An 18,971-nucleotide genomic window follows, 5' to 3' on the forward strand; every position below is an offset into this window, starting at 1 on the left:
GGCTGGAATGGGGGGGGGCCAGGGTCACGGGAACGGGTGGGGCAGGTGCAGGGCGGGGGCGGGGTTGGGAAAGCCCAGCCGCCCGGGCACGGTGTGCAGGCGGTGCAGGCCCGCAAAGCGCTGGTTCAGGTGCCCGAAGGTCATGGGCAGGCTGCCCGGCACGATCACTTTCACCTGGGCAAAACCCAGGTCGCGCACCACGGCGCTTGTCTGGTCCACCACCAGCACGTCCAGTCCCTCGGCCAGCACGCGGTCAGTCAGGCGGCGCAGCACGCCCGTGAGGTCGGGGTCAATCCAGCCGCGCCAGTCGGGGAACAGGTCGTCCAGACGGGCAGGTGGGGCCGCGTCGCGGAACAGGAACGACAGACGGTCAAAGGCGTCGGGGTGCGCGTTGACCGCCACATGGTCATCCAGGGTGCGCACCAGGGTGGGGTCGCGCAGCATGGCCTGCAGGGCTTCTTCGGTATGGGCGTCCTTGCGCAGGTGCACAAAGGCGTTCACCGCCACCTCAATCAGCCCGGCACTCAGGGCCTTTTCCGGGTTGAAGTGGGCCCCGGCCGCCGACAGCGCCCGCGGGTAGCCGCCCGATTCGTTCACCAGCAGCGTCCAGATCGCGGGCACGCCGAACTCGGTGGTGATGTCGAAGGCATACGGCGTGAAGCCCAGCGACTCCACGCGGCGCAGCAGCTGTAGGGTCAGGGGGTCGCGCACCTCGCCCAGGTCAATGCGGCGGGCGGGCCGCTGGGCGTGCCACGCGAGCAAGAAGGCGTCGCGCTCAATCACTTCCAGCAGGCCATACAGCGTGGCCTCCTCCACCGAGGCGCCCAGGGCGCAGCCATTGGAACTCTCGTACAGAAAGCGTTCCTCGCGCGGCACGCGGTCGTGCTGGTAATAGGCAATGTGTTCGGGCACCAGCCGGGCCGCGTTCTGGGCAAACGAGTGGGCCCACACCCAGGGCGTGGGGGTGTCAGGGTTCAGGGGGGCATAGTCGTAGGCCGGGTGGTCTGGCTGGGCCACGCCACCCAGCGTGCGCAGGTCCACCGCATGGGCCCCCAGCGCGCGGGCACTGGCGCGGATGCGGGTGCGCTTGCCGCGTGGGCGCTGGCTGCCGTAGCGTTCCAGCGCTTCTAAAAAGGCCACGGGTTCTGCGCCCACGAAGGTGTCGGCGCGGCCCCAGCCGGATTCGTTCAGGCGGTGGTCCGGGGCGTGGAATTCGGCGCCCACCAGCGGCATGCCCGCGTTGTGTGCGCGGTACACATGGTGAATCAGGCCGTAGCGCCAGTCGTGCAGCGCCGCGCGCAGCGCCCCGGCGTCCAGGTTCAGCGCCTTTTCCCGGAAGGCTTCGGGGTTGGCCTGAAGGCGGGGCTGCAGGTGCAGCGTGGCGGCCTCGGCGGTGTCGTCGGGGTAGGGCGAGCAGTGCGGGCAGTCGTGCAGCGGCACGTGCCGGTGCCACTCGCCGGTCAGGTCGGTCCAGCGCCACGCGTAGATCTGCCCGGGGGCCGGCCAGTCGGTGCCCGCGCGGGCCAGCAAGTCGTCCAGCACGGCCAGCAGCGGGCTCAGGGCGGCGGGGGGCGGCAGGGTGGGGGCCGGGTGGGCAAAGTCGGCGTCCGGCACCTGGGCCACCTCGCGGCGGCGGCGCTCGGCACACAGGGCGCAGCCGGGCGTGTGGGGCGTGACCACCGGGCCCACCAGGGCCAGTGCCGCGTCCAGGCGCACCGGCAGCAGCTTCAGGTCATGGGCGCGGGCGTAGTCCTGCAGGTCGGCCAGTTCCTGGGGGCGCCAGTCGTCGTGCGCGGCCAGCAGCACGCTGCCGGGGGCCGGGGGGGCGTCCAGGGTGGTGCGCAGGGCGGGGCCGTGGACGCTGCGGGCCCGGATCAGGCCATGCAGCGTGCCCTCGCCCAGTAGGTAGATGGCAGGGGTCATGGTGGCTCCTTGGGGAATGGGGGCAGGGTGCTCAGCGGCAGCGGGGTTAGCCACGGGCGCTCACCCAGCCCAGCAGCACGCCGCGCTGCACGGTGCCCGGCACGCTCAGATCCGGAATCAGGCGGGGGGCGCGGCCCAGCGCGGCCAGGGCGGCCCAGGTCTCGCGTTCAGGCTGAGCGGCCGGCAGGGGCAGGAGTTCGCCCACGGGGGGCACAGCCGCGCCCGGAACCGGCAGGCCCAGTTGCAGCGCCGCCACCGCGTCCACCAGGGCCTGGCGGATGGCCGTGTCCGGGTCGGCGTGAAAGCCGCTGGCCAGCAGGCCCCGGACCGGGTCGTACACGGCCGCGCCGTGCAGGCCGCGCAGGGCCGGGTGGTTCAGGGTTACCACCTGCACGCCCAGGCCGTACACCATGCCCAGGGTCTTGAACAGCCACAGGTGCGCCAGCGGCAGAGCGGCGGGCGGCAGCGGCTGGGCGGTAAAGGCGTGCGGCGCGCGGGCCAGTTCGGCGCCCAGCAGGGCGTTCAGGCCCCGGCCCAGCAGATCGGTTTCGTGGTAGCCCAGCACCGGGAACGCAAATTCGCCGGGGTTCAGGCCCAGCGGCGCGCCGGGCAGCAGGGCCAGCAGGCGGCGCTCGGCGGCGCGGTTCAGGGCCTCGGTGCCGTCGGTGCCCCAGCCAGCCCGGCCGGCGCCGCCGGAGGTGCCGTAGGTGAACAGGGGCAGCTGCTCGCCCGCCGCGCCCGGGGCGTCGGTGAGGGCAAAGGGGCCGCTCAGCAGCGCGGCCAGATCGTCGGGCCCGGCCAGAGGCAGCTCGGCGCGGGCCACGGCCCACCAGTCCCCCTCGGTGGCCCCCTTCAGGAAGGCGGGCACGCGGGCGCTGCGCAGGGTGGCGGCGTCCACGACCAGCGCCTGGTCCCCGGTCACGCCACCCGGCAGGCCAGCGGCGGCCCGGAACGCTTCCAGCGCCATCAACCCCGCGAGCAGTTCGGTCAGCGGCGCGCCCGCCTCGCCGTCCAGGGTCAGGTGGCGGCGCAGGGTGGCTCCGGGGGTGTGCAGCGGGGCAATCACGCCCTGGTCAGCGTCCACGGCGGCCAGCAGCAGGGGCGTCTGCGCGCCCGACTGGTTCAGGTGCAGGGCCACACAGGGGCCGGGGGTGGTCTGAGCGTCCACCGTCACAAAGGCCAGGTCACGCAGGTGGGCGGCCACGGAGCGGGTCAGGGCGGGCGGGCCGCGCAGGGTCACCCGGGCGGCGCGCACGGCGCGGAAGGCGGCGGCAGGCTCGGCGCTCAGCGACTCCAGAAAGCGCAGCACGCCCGCAAACTCACCCACCTCGGCCGGGGTCAGGCCCGTCTGGGTGGGCAGCAGCAGGTCCCGGGCGCGCAGTTCGTCCAGCAGCAGCTTTGCAGCGGGCCACGCGCTCCCGGGCAGGCTGGCCTGCACCTCGGCGGCGGTGGTGCCCCCGGTCAGGCCGGGCAGCAGGTGCAGAAACAGGGCGTGCAGCGCGGGGTGGCCCTGAATGCGGAAGGTCGTGTCCCAGTGCTGAAAGCGGATGCCGCCCCGAATGGGCACGTGCCCCACGCCGGGCCGCAGGCGCAGCACCTCGGCGCCCAGGGCGGCCGGGCCAGGGGTCTGGGGGGCCTGAAGGGCCGGGGCACTCACGCCACACCTTCCTCGCGCAGCTGGACCCACCACTGGTCAAAAAAGCCGCGCCAGTCCTGGCCGTGCAGGTCCTGCATGGCCTCGCTGACCATGTAGTTCACGAAGTAGCGCTCGGTGGGCGAGATGTCCATCAGGGGCAGCACCGAGTACATGAAGTTCATCAGGGTGCGGTACGTGGAGAACATCTCGACGTGGTACCAGGTGTCAGAGACATTGAACTTGCGCAGCTCCTGGTGGAATTCGCTGAAGCCGTGCTCTGGCCCGAAGGCCCAGCGGGCCTGCGCTTCCGGGTTCACGCCCTGCGCCACCCGCTGCATGGTGGCGGTGGGATCGGGGGCCAGCAGGCCCGCGTCGGCCAGCTGCCGCCCCACCGGCCACAGGCGCCGGAACTGGGTTTCCCAGAGCGTCAGCACCTCGTCGCGTGCTCCGCCGGTCACCCCGTCCACCGCGCGCAGCACCTCATCCCGGATGGGCGCGTACTTCTGGGCAAACGCCGCGCGCAGCCGCTCGCCGCCGCCCTGGCGGTACAGGAACTCTTCCAGGTGCGAACGGTACGAGATATGCCCGGGATACACCCCGAACGGGTACGTGCCCGCGTACAGCACGAAGATGCGCGCCAGCCGGATCAGCCGGTCGGTGGTCGTGCCCGCATCTGCCTGCAGGGTCCGCAACAGGGCGGGGGTCAGCGCCGCGAAGTACTGCGCGCGAAAGGCCTCGGCTTCCGGCGAGCCCAGCACGTCGCGCCGGTCGGGGGCCTCGCCCACCAGCACGCTGTTGTCCGGGCGAATCGGCCCGTAGGGCCCCGCCTCCAGTTCCAGGGTGCCCAGCTTCTCGCTGCGCGTCAGGTACGCTGCCTCATCCAGGTCGCCGGTGGAGGGATGCTGGCGCAGGTAGGCTTCGGCCTGCCCCCGGGCGTGTTCCAGCGCGGCCTGCACGGCGCTGTCCTCGCCCTGCACAATCACGCGGACGTGCGGGCCGAACTTCCAGTGGCGCTCGGCGTAAGCCAGCGTGATCCCGGCGCGCGCCTGAAGCTCCAGCACCAGCGGTAATACCAGATCACGCAGAAGAGGGCGCTTTTCAGTCGCGTAGTGGGTGATGTACAGAGCAGCGTTCATAGGGAACCTCCGGTGCGGGGCAGTTGATGCAGTTCAAAGACGAGTTCACTGGTCAGGGGCCCGTGGTCACCCTGGACCAGCGCCTCTTCGGGCAGGGGGCGGCATTCTTCAAACACGAAGTCCTGCGGGCTGTCGCGCAGCACCTTGGCCAGCAGCCGCGCGTGCAGGGGACTGGAGAAGTCGAGGTACTGGGGCTTCTGGGTGCCGCCGGCCAGTTCGGCCTGCCACGCCTGGAGGTTGGCGCTGCCCCGCGCGGCGCGGCGCCGGCGCATGAAGACCTGGGCCGGCAGGCCATGGTCGGCCGCCCAGCGCCACAGGGTCAGGGCGTACCCGGCGTCGGTGGTGTGGGGCCCGGGGGCCGGCAGGGCGGCGTGGGGCACGCTCCAGCGGGCGCGGTGCAGGACTGCGGGCCCGGCGCGCAGGCGCGGCGTGCGCCGAATCTGGCCGTCAGCGGGGCCCAGGCTGGCCTCGGCAATATCGGGCAGGTGCGGCACGATCAGGCCGTTGTTCGTCAGGGTCACCAGAAAGTTCTTCAGGCTGGGCAGCAGCTGGGCGATCAGGAACCCGGCGTACACGATCTGCACGCTCTCGCCGGTATCGCGGCGGCGCAGCATCACCTCGTCCCGCGCCTCGTCGTGTTCCAGGTACAGGTCGTTCACGCTCAGGGCCGCCCCCGCCACCGGGGCGTCGATCTGCAATTCGGTGTCGGTCAGGGCAGGGTGCAGGTTGGCGGTGAACCCGTGGGCGCTGCGCAGGCCGATCTGGCTGTGGCCCCCGGGGGCCAGGGCACGCAGGGTGGCCCGCACGTCCGCCGTGACCTGGGCGGGCAGCGTGGCCAGGAAGCGGCTGAAATACTGGCCGTATCCGGCGTACACCTGATTCACGATCAGGCCCGCAGCGGTTCCCCCCATGGCCGGCTGGGCAAACACGTCGTAGGACCAGGGGCGGGCCGTGAGGCAGCCAGGGAGGCGCTCCAGCCACGCCTGCAGCTGCGCCTCGCTCAGGTCCAGCTCCTCCTGGCCCGCGCGGGTGGCGGCCAGGTAGGCGGCGCGCACCTCGCGCTGCACCGCGAAGATTTCCTGTAAGTCCGGGCGGGCGCGCAGGGCCTCGCCGGGGCCGCGCAGCGACGCCTGCAGCCATTCGTCGAACAGGTCGGCATTGTCCCGGACAAAGGTGGGCAGATCGTCCACCCGGGCGCCCCGGCCCAGCGTCCCCACCACGCGCTCACGCAGCAGCGGCCCGAACAGCAGGTGGGTGTCGAACACGCGCAGCACGGCCAGCAGCTGGTGCAGCCGCGTCAGGGCCGGCTGAAAGGGCGCCGGGTCCAGCGTCTGGGCGGCGGGGGCAGTGGTGTCCTCGTACAGCACCGGGCCGGCGGGCAGGGTCAGGCCGTACGCCTCGTAGGCGGCGGCCAAATGCGCGCGGGCCGCGTCCAGGGCGCCGGGGCGCGCCGCACTGTCCAGGGCCGCAAAGGCCTGCAGGGCGCCGGCCAGCGCGGCCAGCGCGCCGGCCGCCACTTCAGCCTGGGTGGTGCCGGCGCGGCGCAGCAGGGCCGCCACCTCGCCGGGCAGGTCCGCCGGCTGTTCGGTCAGGCCGGTCACCGGCAACAGGAAGGCGCTGTCCATCAGCTGGGCCAGGAAGCGGTGGGGGGCCTGGGGGTCGGCGGACAGGTCCGCCAGGGTGGCCACCAGGGCGGCGTAAGACGCCTCTCCCCCATCCTCCCGCACCCGGGCGATCAGGCGGGCCAGGCCGCCGCTCAGGCGCAGGGTCACGCGGCGGGACGCGAGGTTGCGGGCGCGGGGCTGACGAACGGCGTCATCCAGGGCCTGCTCGAAGCGCACCTCGGCGCCCTGCACCCGCAGGTGGTCGCCCAGGCGCCAGGGCAGGGCGGCGCGCAGGGCCGGGGTTTTCAGGGCACCGTCCAGCAGCCGCAGGAGCAGCACGTGGTTCACGGTCACACTGGCCTGAATCTGGGGCCGGGTGAGAAGGGCGCTGCCCCCCGGCACCCAGCGGCCCCCGGCCACCGAGGTGTAGTGGCTGAAGGGGCTGGTTTTCCAGGCGGCGCGGGACACGTACTGCAGCAGGCGGTACTCGCTCTTGCGCAGCGTGCCCTTCTGCTCGGCCAGGGGCGTGGCGGCGTACTGCCGCGCGGTGGCCAGCAGCGCGCCGCTGGAGACGGCCAGGGCTTTCAGAAAGCGTTCGTCCCGGCACGTGGCCTGCAGGGCCGTGCGTTCGGCCGTCAGGTGGGTGTCCAAGGCGCCCAGCAGCCCGGCGGTGCGCTGCTCCTGGGCGCTCCAGGCGTGCAGGTAGGCGTGCACCGCCTGGGGCAGCCGGGCGTGCAGGGGCGGCGGAAGCTGGCGGGGGCTTTTGCCGGCCAGCACCGTGCGCCGCAGGGCCAGCAGTTCGCGGCGCTCGGCGTCGTCTGTCAGGCCAGGAATCAGGGTGTACAGCGCCTCGGCCGCCTGGGCGCGCTGGGTCTCCAGTTCGGCCCGCGCCCCTGCGTCGCCGCGCAGTTCGGCCTCCAGGGGAAAGCCCGGCCGCGCGGGGCTGACGTGGTTAAAACGCAGGAGCAGCTGGGGAGCCAAAAGGTCATCTGATGTTGTGGGTGCCGGGGTGGTGGGCGGGGTGGTGGCGAGCGGTGCAGTGGGCTGGTGCCGAATAAAACCCTGGGTCATGGCCGTACCTCCTTGTCTGAAAGTCGAGAGGGCGTGGGGCGCGGGGCAAAGGGTGGGGGGAGGGGGGCCACTCGGGCCCAGTCCCTCCCCCGCCCGGGTGGGCGACTTACTCGGCAACAACTTCGACAGAGCCGCAGCAGCACGAGCTGCTTCCGCAGGTGGAGGTGGCGCTGCAGGAGCTGGAGCCGGACGAGGCGCCGGTTTCGGCCAGGGCGGTGCTGTCGCGCACCTCGGTCACTTCCAGGGCTTCGATGTTCAGGTCGCTGAAGTCAATGTCGGTCATGGGGGTGTTGATGGTCATGGTGGTCTCCTTGGGGCGTGCGCCACTCGGCGCAGCGAGGGGGCGAGGGGCCGAACAGCAGCGGGCGGGGTCAGGTGAGGGGGCGGGGCGTTAGAAGGCGATCACCTCCGGGTGGGACACAGAGAAGCCGGGTGGATTAGGAGCGCTGGAACCCTGGGGGCCGCAGGGGCCTTACAGGCCAGCGTTGCCTTCGTCGCGTCGGTAGCCCAGGCGGGCCAGGAAGAGGAACAGGGCGGCGTAACCAGCCAGCCACAGCACGTGAGAGAGCATGTTGGGGTCGTGGGCGGCGCCAATCTGTCCCAGCGCCAGCTGCGAGAAGTGGTAGGGGGGCAGGGCCGGGGCGATCTTCTGGAAGAACTCGGGGAGCATGGCGTAGGGCATCCAGAGGCCGGAGGCGAACGACATGGGGATGTAGATCACGTTGGCCAGGGCCGGCGCGGCGCCGGGGCCGGTCAGGAAGCCCAGGGCCAGCCCGAGGGCGGTAAACGGCAGGCCGCCCAGGATCAGGGTCAGGCCCAGTCGCAGCCACATCTCGGCCGGCATCTCCACGCGGCCCACGGTGGCGCCCAGCAGGAACATCAGCGAGATGATGGTGACGTTGAACATCAGCGAGGTCGCCAGCTTCGAGAGCAGGAACGCACCCGGCGGCATGGGCGAGACGCGCTTGATCTTCAGCCAGCCGCTGGCCCGGTCGTTGGCGATGCCCACCCCGAAGGAGAAGAGCGAGGCGCCGATCACCCCGAACGCGCCGTAGGTGGCGAGCATGTACATGGGCACCCGGACGTTGCCGGCCGACTGGTTCATGTACGTGAAGCCGAACACCACGTAGAACAGCAGCGGAAAGATGATGGTGGGAATCAGGAACATGGGGCTGCGCAGCAGGGTCATCGCCTCGGCGCGGATCTCCAGGCGGTAGAGCCGCCAGCGGTTGACGCGGGGGGCCGGGGCGGGCCGGGCGCGGGTCACGTCTTGGACAAGGCTCATGCGCTGACTCCTTGGGGGGTCTTGAGGCCCTGGAACACGTCCTCCAGGCTGGCGGGGCGCACCGCGAATTCCTGCAGGGCGGGGTCCAGGGCGTACAGGGGGGGCGCAATCACGGCCTGTCCGTCCACCGTCAGGTGCAGCACGCCGTCCTGCTGGCGCACGGCGCGCACCCCGGGCACGGCCATCAGCTGCGCTTCGGTCAGCAGGGCGCTGCGCAGAGAAACGTGCTGCACGTTCACCCGGGCCTTGAGTTCCTGCGGCGTGGCCTGGGCCACCAGCCGGCCCCTGTCCATCACCAGAATCCGGTCGGCCAGGGCGTCGGCCTCTTCCAGGTAGTGGGTGGTCAGCAGCACCGTGCGGCCGTCGTCCACCAGGGCCCGCACCTGGGTCCAGAAGGAGCGGCGGGTGTCCACGTCCAGCGCCACGGTGGGCTCGTCCATCACGATCAGGGCGGGGTCGCCGCACAGGGCCAGGGCAAAGCGCACCCGCTGGCGCTGCCCGCCGGACAGCTGGCGGTAGGTCCGGCCTGCCAGGTCACTCAGCCCGGCGCGGCGCAGCGTCTCGGCCACCGGCAGCGGGGCAGGGTAGTAGCTGGAAAACAGCTCGACCAGTTCCGCCACCCGCAGGTTGGCGGCCAGATGCACCTGCTGCAGCATGGAGCCGGTGTGCATGCGGTGGGGGGCGTTCAGCGGCGAGCGGCCGTACACCTTCACCGCGCCCCGGCTGGGGGCCAGCAGGCCCAGCACCATATTCACCAGGGTGCTCTTGCCGGCCCCGTTGGGGCCCAGCAGCGCCACCACCTCGCCGGGGTGGATGCTCAGGCTGGTGGGGTGAAGCGCGGGAATCGCGCCGTAAGACTTGCTCACCTCCTGAAGTTCGATGGCGGGGCCGGCGTACTCCGGTCTCCACGTCCTGGGTGTGTGCCGTTCAAGCTGCATTTCACTCTCCTTCCGGCGCGGGGCTTCTTTGGGTTCTTCCCGAGCGGTGAGCAGAGTGTGCCGGGCGGCCAGGGACACCCCGGAGACAGGGGGGCAGGCGGGAGTGGGGCCGGCAGGGACAGACCGCCGCCCGCCGGGGTCTGGGGCCGGCTGTCCCTGATCCGTCTCTGGGCTGTCTCCGGGCGGCGCGCACCGTGGGCGCACGTGCAGGCCCCTGTTGCAGTGGTCCGGCCTGCACCGGCGGCGCACTGGTGGTTCTGCCCAAGCACTGGCATCCACCTCTGGGCACCTCACGCTCAGGGCCGCGCCACTGGCGCCGCTTCCCGGCTCCCTGCTCACGCCCGTTTCTGCTTCAAGGAGGTTTCATGCGCGTTCTGTCTGCTCTTGTGCTTTCCCTGTTTCTCTTTGCCCCGGTGGCCCAGGCCACGGGCGCGGCCACGCCCCAGACTGGCGGCACCTTCGGCGGTTTCGGGGGCGGCTCCTCGGGTGGGGGTGGCGCTTCGGGCAGCTGGTAAGACGGGCGGCCACCCAGGCGCTCTGCCGCTTCCCCCGGTGCCCGGCCCTCAGCTCCTCAGCGCTGTGTTCAGCCCGCTGTCCCCGCCGCGCCCGGCCGTGTCCCCGCCCGTGTCCCTGCGGGCCTGCGGGGTGTCTCCGGGCCGTCCCCAGGCGCTTTTTACAGTTCCCCCATGACCCGCACCCGCACCCCCCGCACCGCTGTGTTCGCCCTGCTGACCGCCGCCCTGCTGGGCCTGAGTGCCGGCGCCCAGACCGCCACGCCCAACAGCGACCCCGCCGTGGGCCCCGTTCAACTCAGCGACCCCGCCGTGGGCCCGGTGCAGCTGAGCGACCCAGCGGTGGGCCCGGTGCAGCTGGGCACGCCCACCCCCGCACCTACCCCAACCACGGGCCGCTGAGCCCCAGGAGGTTCTCTATGCGTGTAAAGACTGTGCTGACCACCCTGCTCGCCCTCGTCCTTGTCAGCGCCACAGCGGCCCAGGCCACCGCTGCGCCCCAGACCCAGAGTTCGGTGCGTGGCGGCGGCGGCTCCTTCGGCGGCGGCGGCGCCTCTGGCAGCTGGTAAAGCCCACCTTCCCGGCAGGCGGCGAATCCATTCAGGGTTCGCCGCCTGCTGTGGTGCTCGTGGCTCCGCCCCACCACCCCTCTTCTGATCTCGGAACCGCTACCATAGCCCCATGCGCTTCTTTGCCCTGACGGGCGCGCTGCTTCTGGCCCTGGCCAGCCTGAGCAGCGCGCAGACGGCCACGCCCCCGGCCCGCTTCGAGGGGCAGATCATCTATCAGGTGATGCCAGACCGGTTTTTTGACGGCAACCCGAACAACAACCAGGGCGTCAACCGCGCCGATCTGCGCGCGTGGCACGGCGGCGATCTGCCGGGCCTGACCCAGAAGCTGCCTTACATCCAGAAGCTGGGCGCCACGGCCGTGTGGCTCACCCCCGTCTACCAGCAGCAGACGGCCAACTCGTTTGGCACCGCGCCCTACCACGGCTACTGGCCCGCCGATTTCCGCAATGTGGACCCGCATTTCGGCACCCTGGCAGACTTTGGGACCTTCGTGAAGGCGGCGCAGGGTGCGGGCATGCGCGTGGTGCTGGATCAGGTCATCAACCATTACGGCTACGAGGCGGCGGCGGTGCGCGCGCGCCCGGGGTGGTTCAACGGCGAGGCGCAGTGCACTGCGGCTACCAACAAGGACGTGGACTGCCCCCTGGCCGGGCTGCCCGACCTGCGCCAGAGCGAGCCCCAGGTGCGCGAACTGCTGCTGGGCAACGCCGACTTCTGGCGCCAGCAGGGCGTGCAGGCGTTCCGCTACGACGCGATCAAGCATGTCGAAGGGCCCTTCCTGCGCGACCTGCTGAGCGCCGACCGGCAGGCGGGCACCTGGACGCTGGGCGAATGGTTTGACGCCGACACCGGCACCGTGGCCGACTGGCAGAAAGAGGGCTTTGACAGCCTGTTTCTCTTCAGCCTGCAGGCAGCCATGAAGGGCAGCATCATGGCCGGCCAGAGCCTGGACGGCGTGCGCAGCGTGCTGGCGCGGCAAAACGAACTGGTACGCCCCGGCGAGGTAGCCCTGTTCCTGGACAACCACGACGTGCCCCGCTTTGCCCAGGGCACCCTCTTTGAAGACATTGGCCAGGAGCGCACCAAATACGGCCTGCGCGCCCTGATGACCCTGCGCGGCGTGCCCGTGATCTGGCAGGGCACCGAGATTGCCATGCGCGGCGCGGCCGACCCGGACAACCGCCGCGACATGCGCTTTGAAGAGGTGTGGACCCCCGGCGAGCGCGCGGTGTTCGAGGCGGCCCAGGGCGCCATTGCCGCGCGCAAGGCCAGCCCCGCCCTCAGCAGCGGTCCCCTGAAGCTCCTGCCCACCCTGGAGCGCCTGAGCGGTGATCTGCTGCTCTTTACCCGGGAATTGAACGGCCAGACGGTCCTGGCTGCGTGGCATAACGGCAAGGCCCGCAAGTCCTACAGCCTCAAGCTGGGCACGCTGGGCGTGGGCTGGGCAGCCCGGGCCGCCACCTCTTCGCTGTTTGCGGGCCAGAATGCGAAAGCCAGTGTTTCAGGCGGCTACCTGCACCTGAGCCTGCCGTCCCAGGACGCAGCCGCCTTCCGGGTGGAATAGCAGCGCGTGGCGCGTGGGGGTTCACCACGCGCCACGTTCCTTTACGCCTTCAGGGGTCTGGGCACCGGCAGACTGTACGTGGCAAAGGGCTTCCACTGCCCGCCAGGGTGGTGGCGGGCCTGGGGGCGGTCCTGGGCGTCCACGTACACCATGCGGTAGCGCACGCGCCCCAGTTCCAGGCCGCCCCGCTCGCGCCACAGCACCTGCACGTCCACGTTGGTGGCGGCGGGGTCGGTGTCGTGGGCGGCCAGAATGCTGAATTCACCCAGCCGGCCTGGATAGACCTTTTTCACCTGCCGGATGGTGCGCCGCCCGGTGGGAAATACCCGCGCGGGCAGGGCCAGGGCCATTTCGCGGTAGTGGCCGCCCTGCCAGTGGGTCAGGAAGGCGCTCAGGGCATCCTGGGGCGTGGCCGTGTTCATGGCCTCAGCATGGCACGAGGGGCGCGGCAGAACGGTGAGGCATTTGGCGCAGGGCAGGGTGGCACAGGTGGCGTAGGGGTGGCCCGCGCCACTTTGGACGGATGGCCACGCGGCCCCCGGGCGGTAGGCTCGCCACGTGACCCCGCCCCTTCTTCTGGTGCTGACCGGGCTTCCGGCCGCCGGAAAATCCACCCTGGGGGCCGCGCTGGCCCGCGAATTGCAGCTTCCCTTCGTCACCAAGGACGAGTACAAGGGCCTGCTGCTGGCCCGGCAGCCGGACCTGCCCCGGGACATTTCGGGGCCCCTGAGCTTTGACCTGATGTGGCATGTGGCAGGCGTCACACTGGCCGCAGGCGTGAGCACCGTGCTGGAAACGCATTTCTACCGGGGCGTCAGCGAGGCCTACCTTCTGCGGCTGGCCCAGACCCACGGCGCCCGGCTGGCCCAGGTGTTCTGCACCGCGCCGCTGGAGGTGTTGCGGGCGCGGCACGCGGCGCGCGTGGCCTCGCGGGCGCGGCCGGGCATTGACCTGCCGTTTGAACACGCCCTGGCCCCGGCCCACTGGTGCCACACGCCGCTGGACCTGGGCCCGGCGCCGTGTCTGGCGCTGAACACGGCCGCCGGTGATCCGCTGCCCAGGGCGCTGGCCTGGGTGCAGCAGCTTAACGCGCTGCCGACGGACTGAGCGAAAGGGGCTCCTGTCTGGTGAACCGCACGGCCCCTCGCTCGCCCCGGGCACGGGTGAACAGGCCCATGAACGGCCCTGCTCCTGCAGCCAACCGGCGTGAATCCTGCCCCCAGCCTGCATCAACCACAGCGCCCGGCGCGCTGTCCCCACCGCTGGGCCAACCTTCCGCCCCTTTCGTGCCTTGTGTTCCCGGCTGTTCCTGCTGCAGTCACGCCTGCGCGGTGGCCGACCGGGACTAGGCTCTGGGCATGCCTGCCCCGGCCCTCTCCCCCACCGCCCCGGACCACCCGGCCCAGCCGCAGCGGCCCCCCACGCCGCTGGGGCTGCTGCGGCTGTTCGTGGGGGTGGCGCTGGTGGGCATTGGGGGCGGCCTGCCCGCCCACACCCGCCGGGCTCTGGCGGCGCGTGGCTGGCTGAGCGACGCCGCCTTTGCCGAGGCCTTTACCCTGGCGCAGCTGACTCCCGGGCCCAACGCCGTGAATCTGGCCGCCATGATCGGCGCGCACCTGTGTGGGCCCCGGGGCGCGGCGCTGGCGGTGGTGGGCATCCTGACGCCTGGACTGATCGCCATGCTGGCCGCCAGTGTGGTGACCCTGGGGCTACCCGGGGGCCTGCCGCCCACCCTGCAGAGTGCGCTGCGGGGAGCGGCCTGCGCGGCCCTGGGGGTCATGCTCACCGCGGCGGTGCCGGTGGTCAAGGTGGCGCTGGGGGTGCGCGGCGGCGCGGTGCTGGCGGGCGCGACGTTCGTGGCCCTGGCCGCCCTGAAGCTGGACCTGCTGCCTGTGCTGGCCGTGGTCGTCGCCGCCGGCCTGACCCTGAACCGGCCCCGGAGCGGCGAATGACCGCCGACGCCTGGGACATCCTGCTCACCTTTACCCGGCTGGGGCTGGTGAGTTTCGGAGGTGCCAACCTCCCCGAAATCGAGCGGGTGCTGGTGGAGCACAAAGGCTGGATCACCCCACAACTGCTGGCAAACGGCTTTGCGCTGGGGCAGGTGATGCCGGGGCCCAACATGCTGGCCATGACCCACTACGGCTTTGCGGCCGGGGGCTGGTGGGGCGCCCTGGCGGCCACCGCCGGCTTTTACGGCCCCACCGCCCTGCTGAGTGCGGCGGCCATGCTGGCGTGGCAGCGCCTGAGCCGCTGGCGCTGGCTGCCGCCCCTGCGCAGCGCCCTGCTGCCCTTCGGGGCCGGCGTGCTGCTGGCGGGGGCCCTGGTGCTGGCCCGCAGCAGCCTTCACAGCTGGCCCGCCGCCCTGATGGCCGTAGCCGCCTTCGTGCTGCTGCAGCGCACGCGGGTCAACCCGGCGGTGGTGGTGCTGGGCGCGGCGGGGCTGGGGGCCGTGCTGGGGCTGTAAATGGCGGCCACCCTGAATACTGGGCACATGGAGCCCCGGCAACCATACGCCACCCCGATCGTGCTGGCCGACCTGCCCGGGGAACTCCGGGCGCGGCTGGGGCCAGAGCCCTACCTGCACGGGCCCCCGCACCAGGGCCGCACCTCCCGCGTGGCCTTCGCGCTGGATGCCAGCGGCAGCCCCGCCGTGCTCAAACGCTCGGTCGGCCCGCACCTGGCGCTGCTGCGGCGCGAGTACCACGCGCTGCGCACCCTGCACCCGCTGCGCGTGCCTGCGCCAGCACCGCTGCTGTACCTGGAGCGCCCCGCCCCACCTGACCCGGAAGGCTGGCTGATGACGCGCCGCCTGCCCGGCACGACGCTGGAGGCCGCCCTGCGGGCCACGCCGGACCGGACGGACCGCGCGGCGCTGCTGGCCGACTTCGGCGCGGCCCTGGCGCAGCTGCACGCCACCCCGCCCCCGCCGGGATTTGGCCACCCAGACTGGCTGGAACAGGCCCTGGCAGCGGCGGCCCAGCTGAATCCCGGGGTGGACCCAGCCCACCTGGCCCAGCTGCGCCGCGAGCGACCCACACCCCAGCGGGCAGCCCTCATTCACGGCGACCTCTTTCTGGACAACGTGATGGTGGCCGGCGGGCGCGTAACGGGGTTCATTGACTGGGCCTTTGCCGATGTGGGCGATCTGCGCGCCGATGTGGCCGTCGCCACGCAGAACCTGAGCCCGGCCGATCAGACCGCCTTTGCCGCCGGCTATGGCCCGGGTGCCCGGCTGACGGCCCAGGAACGCGCCTTTTTCATGGCGGTGGCGTTGCTGTTCTGAGCGGGGGGGGCAGTGGGGCGCAGGCTGCCAGGGCTTCAGGGCCGGCCGCCGGTGCTCCGCCCTACCCCGCCCGGGCATCCTCGGGCTGCTTGATGCTCAGCACGCGGCTGGCACCAGTCTGGTCCGTGGTCACGCCCCACAGGGCACTGGCAATTTCCATGGTGGCCTTCTGGTGCGTAACCAGCAGAAACTGGGCGCCGCGCTCGCTGAACAGCTTTAAAAAGGCGGTGAAGCGGCGGATGTTGGCCTCGTCCAGCGGGGCGTCCACCTCGTCCAGCACGGCCAGCGGCAGGCCACCCGCGCTGCCCTCGCCCCCGGCATGGTTCAGGGCGAACAGGAACCCCAGCCCCGCCATCGTGCGCTCGCCCGCCGAGAGCAGCGTCATGGAGCGGGTGCGCTTGCCCTTCGGCTGCACCGCCAGCCGCAGGCCGCGCAGGCGCCCGGCCTCATCGGTCTCGCCTTCCAGTTCGCCCTGGCCGCCCAGCAACTGGGCGCTGTACTCGCGAAAGGCAGCGTTCACCCGCTCAAAGGCGGCGGCGGTGGCGTGGCCCTCAGCGGTTTCCAGGTCGTGCAGGTGGGCGCGCAGTTCACTGGCGGCCGTTTCGGCGTCGTGCAGCTCGGCGTGCTGGGCGGCCAGCAGCTCGGCCTCGGCGGCGTGGTCGGCCTCGGCGCGGGCGTTCACCGGGCCCAGGGCCTCCAGGCTGGCGCGGGTGCGGGTCAGTTCGGCCGTCCATTCGCGTGGGGTGCCGGGCGGCAGGCAGCCGTCGGGCAGGGGTTCTTGCAGCCCCTCGCGCCGGGCCACCAGCAGGCGCACCTCGTCCAGCCGGGCGCGGGCCTTGTTCTGCGCGGCAATGAGGTTCGCGTAGGTCTGCGCGGCCTGCTCGCGGGCATATTCGGCGCGGGCGTACTCGTGCTCATCCAGGGTGCCCAGGGCGGCCTCGCGGCGGGTCACCTCGGTCACGGCGGCGGCGAGGTGAGCCTCCTGGGTCTGCAGGGCCGTTTCACTGGCTTCCAGGCGGGCACGCAGCTCGCCGGCGCGGGCGCGGCCGGTGCGGTAGGCGCGCCACGCGGCGTCGGCCTCGCGGGCCAGCGCCAGGGTTTCGGCGGCGGTGCGCTCAGCGGCGCGGCCAGCTTCGGCGTTCTGGCGGGCACCGGCCAGGGCCGCTTCCAGGGTAATCAGGTCGGGCAGGGCGACCGGGTCCACAGGTGCAGGGTCTTCCGGGCCCAGGCGGGCCCGGAGGCGGTCGCGGTGGGCTTCCAGGCTGCGGGCCTGCGCGCCCAGTTCGGCGGCGCGGCGCTCGGTCTGGCTTTCCTCCTGCGCGGCGCGTTCCCGCGCGGCCAGCAGGGCGTCGTGCGCAGCGGCGCCTCCGGCCAGCGCCGCTTCCAGCTTCTTCAGCTCGGCGCCCAGGTGGGTGCTCTGGCGGTCGGCGTCGTCCAGCTCGGCGTCCAGTTCCTGAAACCGGCGCTGGTCCGAGAGCACGCCCGCGCCCGTGTCGCGCGCGCGGCCCCCGGTGATCGCGCCGCCGGGCGCCACCAGTTCGCCGTCCAGGGTGACCAGCCGGGGGCGGCTGCTGTACGTGCGGGCCATACGGTTGGCGGCGCGCAGGTCCCGCACCACCAGGGTGTCGGCCAGCATGGCCTCGCTCACCAGCGGGGGGTCGCTGGGGCACAGGTCGGCCAGGTTGCCCACCACGCCGTTCTCGCGCATCAGGGCCGCGTCGCGGCGTGGCCGGGCGCGAATCAGGTCCAGCGGCAGAAAGGTGGCGCGGCCCCCCACCCGCTTCAGTTCGTCAATGATCTCACGGGCGTCCTCGGCGCGCTGCACCACCACCTGCTCCAGCCGCCGGCCCAGCGCGGCCCCCAGCGCGGTCTCGTACTCGGCGGGCACGCTCAAGAGGTCTGCCACCGAGCCCACGATGCCCGGGTGGTCCAGCCGCAGGGCGTTGCGGGCGCCCTCGCCGTAGCGGGCGTAGGAATTCAGGGTCTGTTCCAGCCGCTCGCGCTCGCGGCGCAGCGGCGCCACACTGGCGTTCACCCGCGCCAGTTCGGCCCGCAGGTGCCGCTCATGGTTCAGGGCCGCCTCGCGCTCGGTGTGCAGGGTGCGGTAGGCGGCCTCGGCCTGCTCGCGGGCGTCCCGGGCGGTGTCCAGGCGTTCCTGGGCGGCGTGCAGGGCGTCCAGGGTGGTGTCCAGGTTGCCCTGGGCGCGTTCCAGTTCGGCGCGCAGGGTCTCGCGGCCCCCCGCCTCACGGGCCTGGGCCTCGGCGGCGCGGGCAGCCAGCGTGCGCGCGCGCGACAGTTCGGCGTCCAGGCGGCGGGCCTGGGCCTCGGCAGTTTCGGCCGCGCTGCGGGCGCCCTGCAGCGCGGCGTCCAGGGCCGGCAGGTCGGGGGCGGGTACCTCGGGGGGGCTCCTGGGCAGCGCGTCCAGTTCGGCCCGCAGGGCGGCGCGCTCGCCCAGCAGGTGGTCGCGGTAGCGCCCGGCCTGCGCGGCGGCGTCGCGGGCGGCGCGCAGGGTCTCCAGGGCCCCCGCGTAGGCGTCGCGGCGGGCGCGGGCGCCCTGGGCGGCCTCGCGGGCCTGTTCCACGGCGGCGGCGGCGGCCTGCACCTCGGCGCCCAGGGCGGCGCTGCGGGCCTCCAGCTCGGCGCCCTCGGCGCGGGCAGCGGCAATCTCGCGGGCGTGCGCGGCCTGCCGCTCGCGGCGCAGGGCGTCTTCCAGGGTCAGCACGCGCAGGCTCAGGGTGCGCCAGTCGCGGGCCTCCTGGGCCGCGCGGGCCAGGCGGGCCAGCGCCGCCTCGCGCTCGCCCAGCACCAGCCGCAGCGCGCCCAGGTGGGTGTCGGCCTCGCGCAGCCGCGCCTCGGTTTCCTGCCGCGCCGACACCGCGCGTGACAGCCCGGCGGCCTCCTGCACGTGGCCTAGCAGTGTCTTGCCCTCGGCCTGCACCACCCCGCTCACCTCGCCCTGCCCGATCACCGCCAGCCCGCCGGGCCCCAGGCCGGTGCCGCGCAGGGCGCCCTGCACGTCGCGCACGCGCACGGGGCGGCCATTCAGATCCTGCTCGGCCGCGCCGTCACGGTAGATGCGCCGGGCCAGATTCACCCGGCCTTCCGGGGTATGCAGTTCCAGCTGCACCTCGGCCAGCCCCAGCGGGGCCTTGCCGCCGCTGCCATGAAAAATCAGTTCCGAGGCCCGCCCGGCGCGCAGTTCACGCGCGCGCGCCTGGTGGGTGGCCCAGCGAATGGCCTCCACGACATTGCTCTTGCCGCTGCCATTGGGCCCGATGACCGCACTGACACCGGGCCCGAATTCCAGCCGGGTCCGGTCCGCAAAACTTTTGAAGCCCTGGAGGGTAATGCTGCGCAGCATAGGCAAGTCAAAGGGTCTAAGAGTCTAGAAAAACAACAGAAGAGAGAAAACAGAAGAGAGTGAGCCTGCACCCAGGACCCGCA

General features: G+C 72.4%; 17 protein-coding genes. 8 read left to right on the forward strand and 9 right to left on the reverse strand.

Annotated features, from left to right (window positions below):
• Positions 1-24: 24 nt before the first annotated feature.
• The 7 genes from C8263_RS14745 to C8263_RS14775 form a co-directional block, all read right to left on the reverse strand.
• The gene (locus C8263_RS14745; protein WP_107138903.1) at positions 25-1,923 is read right to left on the reverse strand and encodes a TOMM precursor leader peptide-binding protein; all 1,899 of its coding nucleotides are present in this window, start codon (positions 1,921-1,923) and stop codon (positions 25-27) included.
• 46 nt (positions 1,924-1,969) lie between these two features.
• Positions 1,970-3,580: a hypothetical protein gene (locus tag C8263_RS14750; protein ID WP_107138904.1), complete on the reverse strand. Its 1,611-nt coding sequence runs from the start codon at positions 3,578-3,580 to the stop codon at positions 1,970-1,972.
• On the reverse strand, positions 3,577-4,695 hold the full coding sequence (locus C8263_RS14755) for a lantibiotic dehydratase C-terminal domain-containing protein (protein WP_107138905.1): 1,119 nt from the start codon (positions 4,693-4,695) through the stop codon (positions 3,577-3,579). Before C8263_RS14755 ends, C8263_RS14750 begins: the two co-directional genes overlap by 4 nt.
• Positions 4,692-7,370: a lantibiotic dehydratase gene (locus C8263_RS14760; RefSeq protein WP_146160708.1), complete on the reverse strand. Its 2,679-nt coding sequence runs from the start codon at positions 7,368-7,370 to the stop codon at positions 4,692-4,694. Before C8263_RS14760 ends, C8263_RS14755 begins: the two co-directional genes overlap by 4 nt.
• 106 nt (positions 7,371-7,476) lie before the next feature.
• The gene (locus tag C8263_RS14765) at positions 7,477-7,671 is read right to left on the reverse strand and encodes a thiazolylpeptide-type bacteriocin (protein WP_107138907.1); all 195 of its coding nucleotides are present in this window, start codon (positions 7,669-7,671) and stop codon (positions 7,477-7,479) included.
• A 171-nt stretch (positions 7,672-7,842) separates the two neighbouring features.
• Positions 7,843-8,655 (reverse strand): ABC transporter permease, encoded by an 813-nt coding sequence (locus C8263_RS14770; protein ID WP_107138908.1) that lies wholly within the window; start codon positions 8,653-8,655, stop codon positions 7,843-7,845.
• On the reverse strand, positions 8,652-9,521 hold the full coding sequence (locus C8263_RS14775; RefSeq protein ID WP_158263822.1) for an ABC transporter ATP-binding protein: 870 nt from the start codon (positions 9,519-9,521) through the stop codon (positions 8,652-8,654). The genes C8263_RS14770 and C8263_RS14775 overlap by 4 nt, the downstream gene beginning before the upstream one ends.
• 437 nt (positions 9,522-9,958) lie before the next feature.
• On the opposite strand from C8263_RS14775, the gene C8263_RS19355 reads away from it, so the two are divergent.
• The 4 genes from C8263_RS19355 to C8263_RS14785 all read left to right on the forward strand — a co-directional run bounded on the left by C8263_RS19355 (position 9,959) and on the right by C8263_RS14785 (position 12,241).
• Positions 9,959-10,108 (forward strand): hypothetical protein, encoded by a 150-nt coding sequence (locus C8263_RS19355; RefSeq protein WP_158263823.1) that lies wholly within the window; start codon positions 9,959-9,961, stop codon positions 10,106-10,108.
• A 171-nt stretch (positions 10,109-10,279) separates the two neighbouring features.
• Entirely contained in the window at positions 10,280-10,507 is a 228-nt protein-coding gene (locus C8263_RS14780; protein WP_107138910.1) for a hypothetical protein, read from the forward strand.
• A 17-nt stretch (positions 10,508-10,524) separates the two neighbouring features.
• A complete protein-coding gene (locus C8263_RS19360; RefSeq protein ID WP_158263824.1) occupies positions 10,525-10,674 on the forward strand; it encodes a hypothetical protein in 150 nt (49 codons plus the stop codon).
• A 112-nt stretch (positions 10,675-10,786) separates the two neighbouring features.
• Complete coding sequence (locus C8263_RS14785) at positions 10,787-12,241, forward strand: alpha-amylase family glycosyl hydrolase (protein ID WP_107138911.1); 1,455 nt, start codon at positions 10,787-10,789, stop codon at positions 12,239-12,241.
• A gap of 41 nt (positions 12,242-12,282) precedes the next feature.
• Here the strand turns inward: C8263_RS14785 and C8263_RS14790 are convergent, their stop codons facing one another.
• Positions 12,283-12,663 (reverse strand): hypothetical protein, encoded by a 381-nt coding sequence (locus C8263_RS14790; protein WP_107138912.1) that lies wholly within the window; start codon positions 12,661-12,663, stop codon positions 12,283-12,285.
• A gap of 136 nt (positions 12,664-12,799) precedes the next feature.
• Here C8263_RS14790 and C8263_RS14795 point away from each other — a divergent pair, with 136 nt between their 5' ends.
• The 4 genes from C8263_RS14795 to C8263_RS14810 all read left to right on the forward strand — a co-directional run bounded on the left by C8263_RS14795 (position 12,800) and on the right by C8263_RS14810 (position 15,527).
• Positions 12,800-13,348: a P-loop nucleotide/nucleoside kinase family protein gene (locus C8263_RS14795; RefSeq protein ID WP_107138913.1), complete on the forward strand. Its 549-nt coding sequence runs from the start codon at positions 12,800-12,802 to the stop codon at positions 13,346-13,348.
• A gap of 251 nt (positions 13,349-13,599) precedes the next feature.
• Positions 13,600-14,193, forward strand: a complete 594-nt coding sequence (locus C8263_RS14800; protein WP_107138914.1) for a chromate transporter — start codon at positions 13,600-13,602, stop codon at positions 14,191-14,193.
• Positions 14,190-14,708 carry a chromate transporter gene (locus tag C8263_RS14805; protein WP_107138915.1) on the forward strand — a complete coding sequence of 173 codons (519 nt, stop codon included), beginning with the start codon at positions 14,190-14,192 and terminating at the stop codon, positions 14,706-14,708. The genes C8263_RS14800 and C8263_RS14805 overlap by 4 nt, the downstream gene beginning before the upstream one ends.
• Positions 14,709-15,527 (forward strand): phosphotransferase family protein, encoded by an 819-nt coding sequence (locus C8263_RS14810; RefSeq protein ID WP_107138916.1) that lies wholly within the window; start codon positions 14,709-14,711, stop codon positions 15,525-15,527.
• A 61-nt stretch (positions 15,528-15,588) separates the two neighbouring features.
• Here C8263_RS14810 and C8263_RS14815 read toward each other — a convergent pair whose 3' ends face one another.
• Positions 15,589-18,888 (reverse strand): SMC hinge domain-related protein, encoded by a 3,300-nt coding sequence (locus tag C8263_RS14815; RefSeq protein WP_107138917.1) that lies wholly within the window; start codon positions 18,886-18,888, stop codon positions 15,589-15,591.
• Positions 18,889-18,971 lie beyond the last annotated feature (83 nt).

Source organism: Deinococcus arcticus (assembly GCF_003028415.1).
Lineage (GTDB): Bacteria > Deinococcota > Deinococci > Deinococcales > Deinococcaceae > Deinococcus > Deinococcus arcticus.

What these genes read in the sequence shown, in the direction of transcription:
- C8263_RS14765 (WP_107138907.1), bottom strand. Translation starts at nt 7,671, where the DNA reads ATGACCATCAACACCCCCATGACCGACATTGACTTCAGCGACCTGAAC.
- C8263_RS14800 (WP_107138914.1), top strand. Translation starts at nt 13,600, where the DNA reads ATGCCTGCCCCGGCCCTCTCCCCCACCGCCCCGGACCACCCGGCCCAG.
- C8263_RS14805 (WP_107138915.1), top strand. Translation starts at nt 14,190, where the DNA reads ATGACCGCCGACGCCTGGGACATCCTGCTCACCTTTACCCGGCTGGGG.
- C8263_RS14770 (WP_107138908.1), bottom strand. Translation starts at nt 8,655, where the DNA reads ATGAGCCTTGTCCAAGACGTGACCCGCGCCCGGCCCGCCCCGGCCCCC.
- C8263_RS14760 (WP_146160708.1), bottom strand. Translation starts at nt 7,370, where the DNA reads ATGACCCAGGGTTTTATTCGGCACCAGCCCACTGCACCGCTCGCCACC.
- C8263_RS19360 (WP_158263824.1), top strand. Translation starts at nt 10,525, where the DNA reads ATGCGTGTAAAGACTGTGCTGACCACCCTGCTCGCCCTCGTCCTTGTC.
- C8263_RS14810 (WP_107138916.1), top strand. Translation starts at nt 14,709, where the DNA reads ATGGCGGCCACCCTGAATACTGGGCACATGGAGCCCCGGCAACCATAC.
- C8263_RS14780 (WP_107138910.1), top strand. Translation starts at nt 10,280, where the DNA reads ATGACCCGCACCCGCACCCCCCGCACCGCTGTGTTCGCCCTGCTGACC.
- C8263_RS14815 (WP_107138917.1), bottom strand. Translation starts at nt 18,888, where the DNA reads ATGCTGCGCAGCATTACCCTCCAGGGCTTCAAAAGTTTTGCGGACCGG.
- C8263_RS14790 (WP_107138912.1), bottom strand. Translation starts at nt 12,663, where the DNA reads ATGAACACGGCCACGCCCCAGGATGCCCTGAGCGCCTTCCTGACCCAC.
- C8263_RS19355 (WP_158263823.1), top strand. Translation starts at nt 9,959, where the DNA reads ATGCGCGTTCTGTCTGCTCTTGTGCTTTCCCTGTTTCTCTTTGCCCCG.
- C8263_RS14785 (WP_107138911.1), top strand. Translation starts at nt 10,787, where the DNA reads ATGCGCTTCTTTGCCCTGACGGGCGCGCTGCTTCTGGCCCTGGCCAGC.
- C8263_RS14755 (WP_107138905.1), bottom strand. Translation starts at nt 4,695, where the DNA reads ATGAACGCTGCTCTGTACATCACCCACTACGCGACTGAAAAGCGCCCT.
- C8263_RS14745 (WP_107138903.1), bottom strand. Translation starts at nt 1,923, where the DNA reads ATGACCCCTGCCATCTACCTACTGGGCGAGGGCACGCTGCATGGCCTG.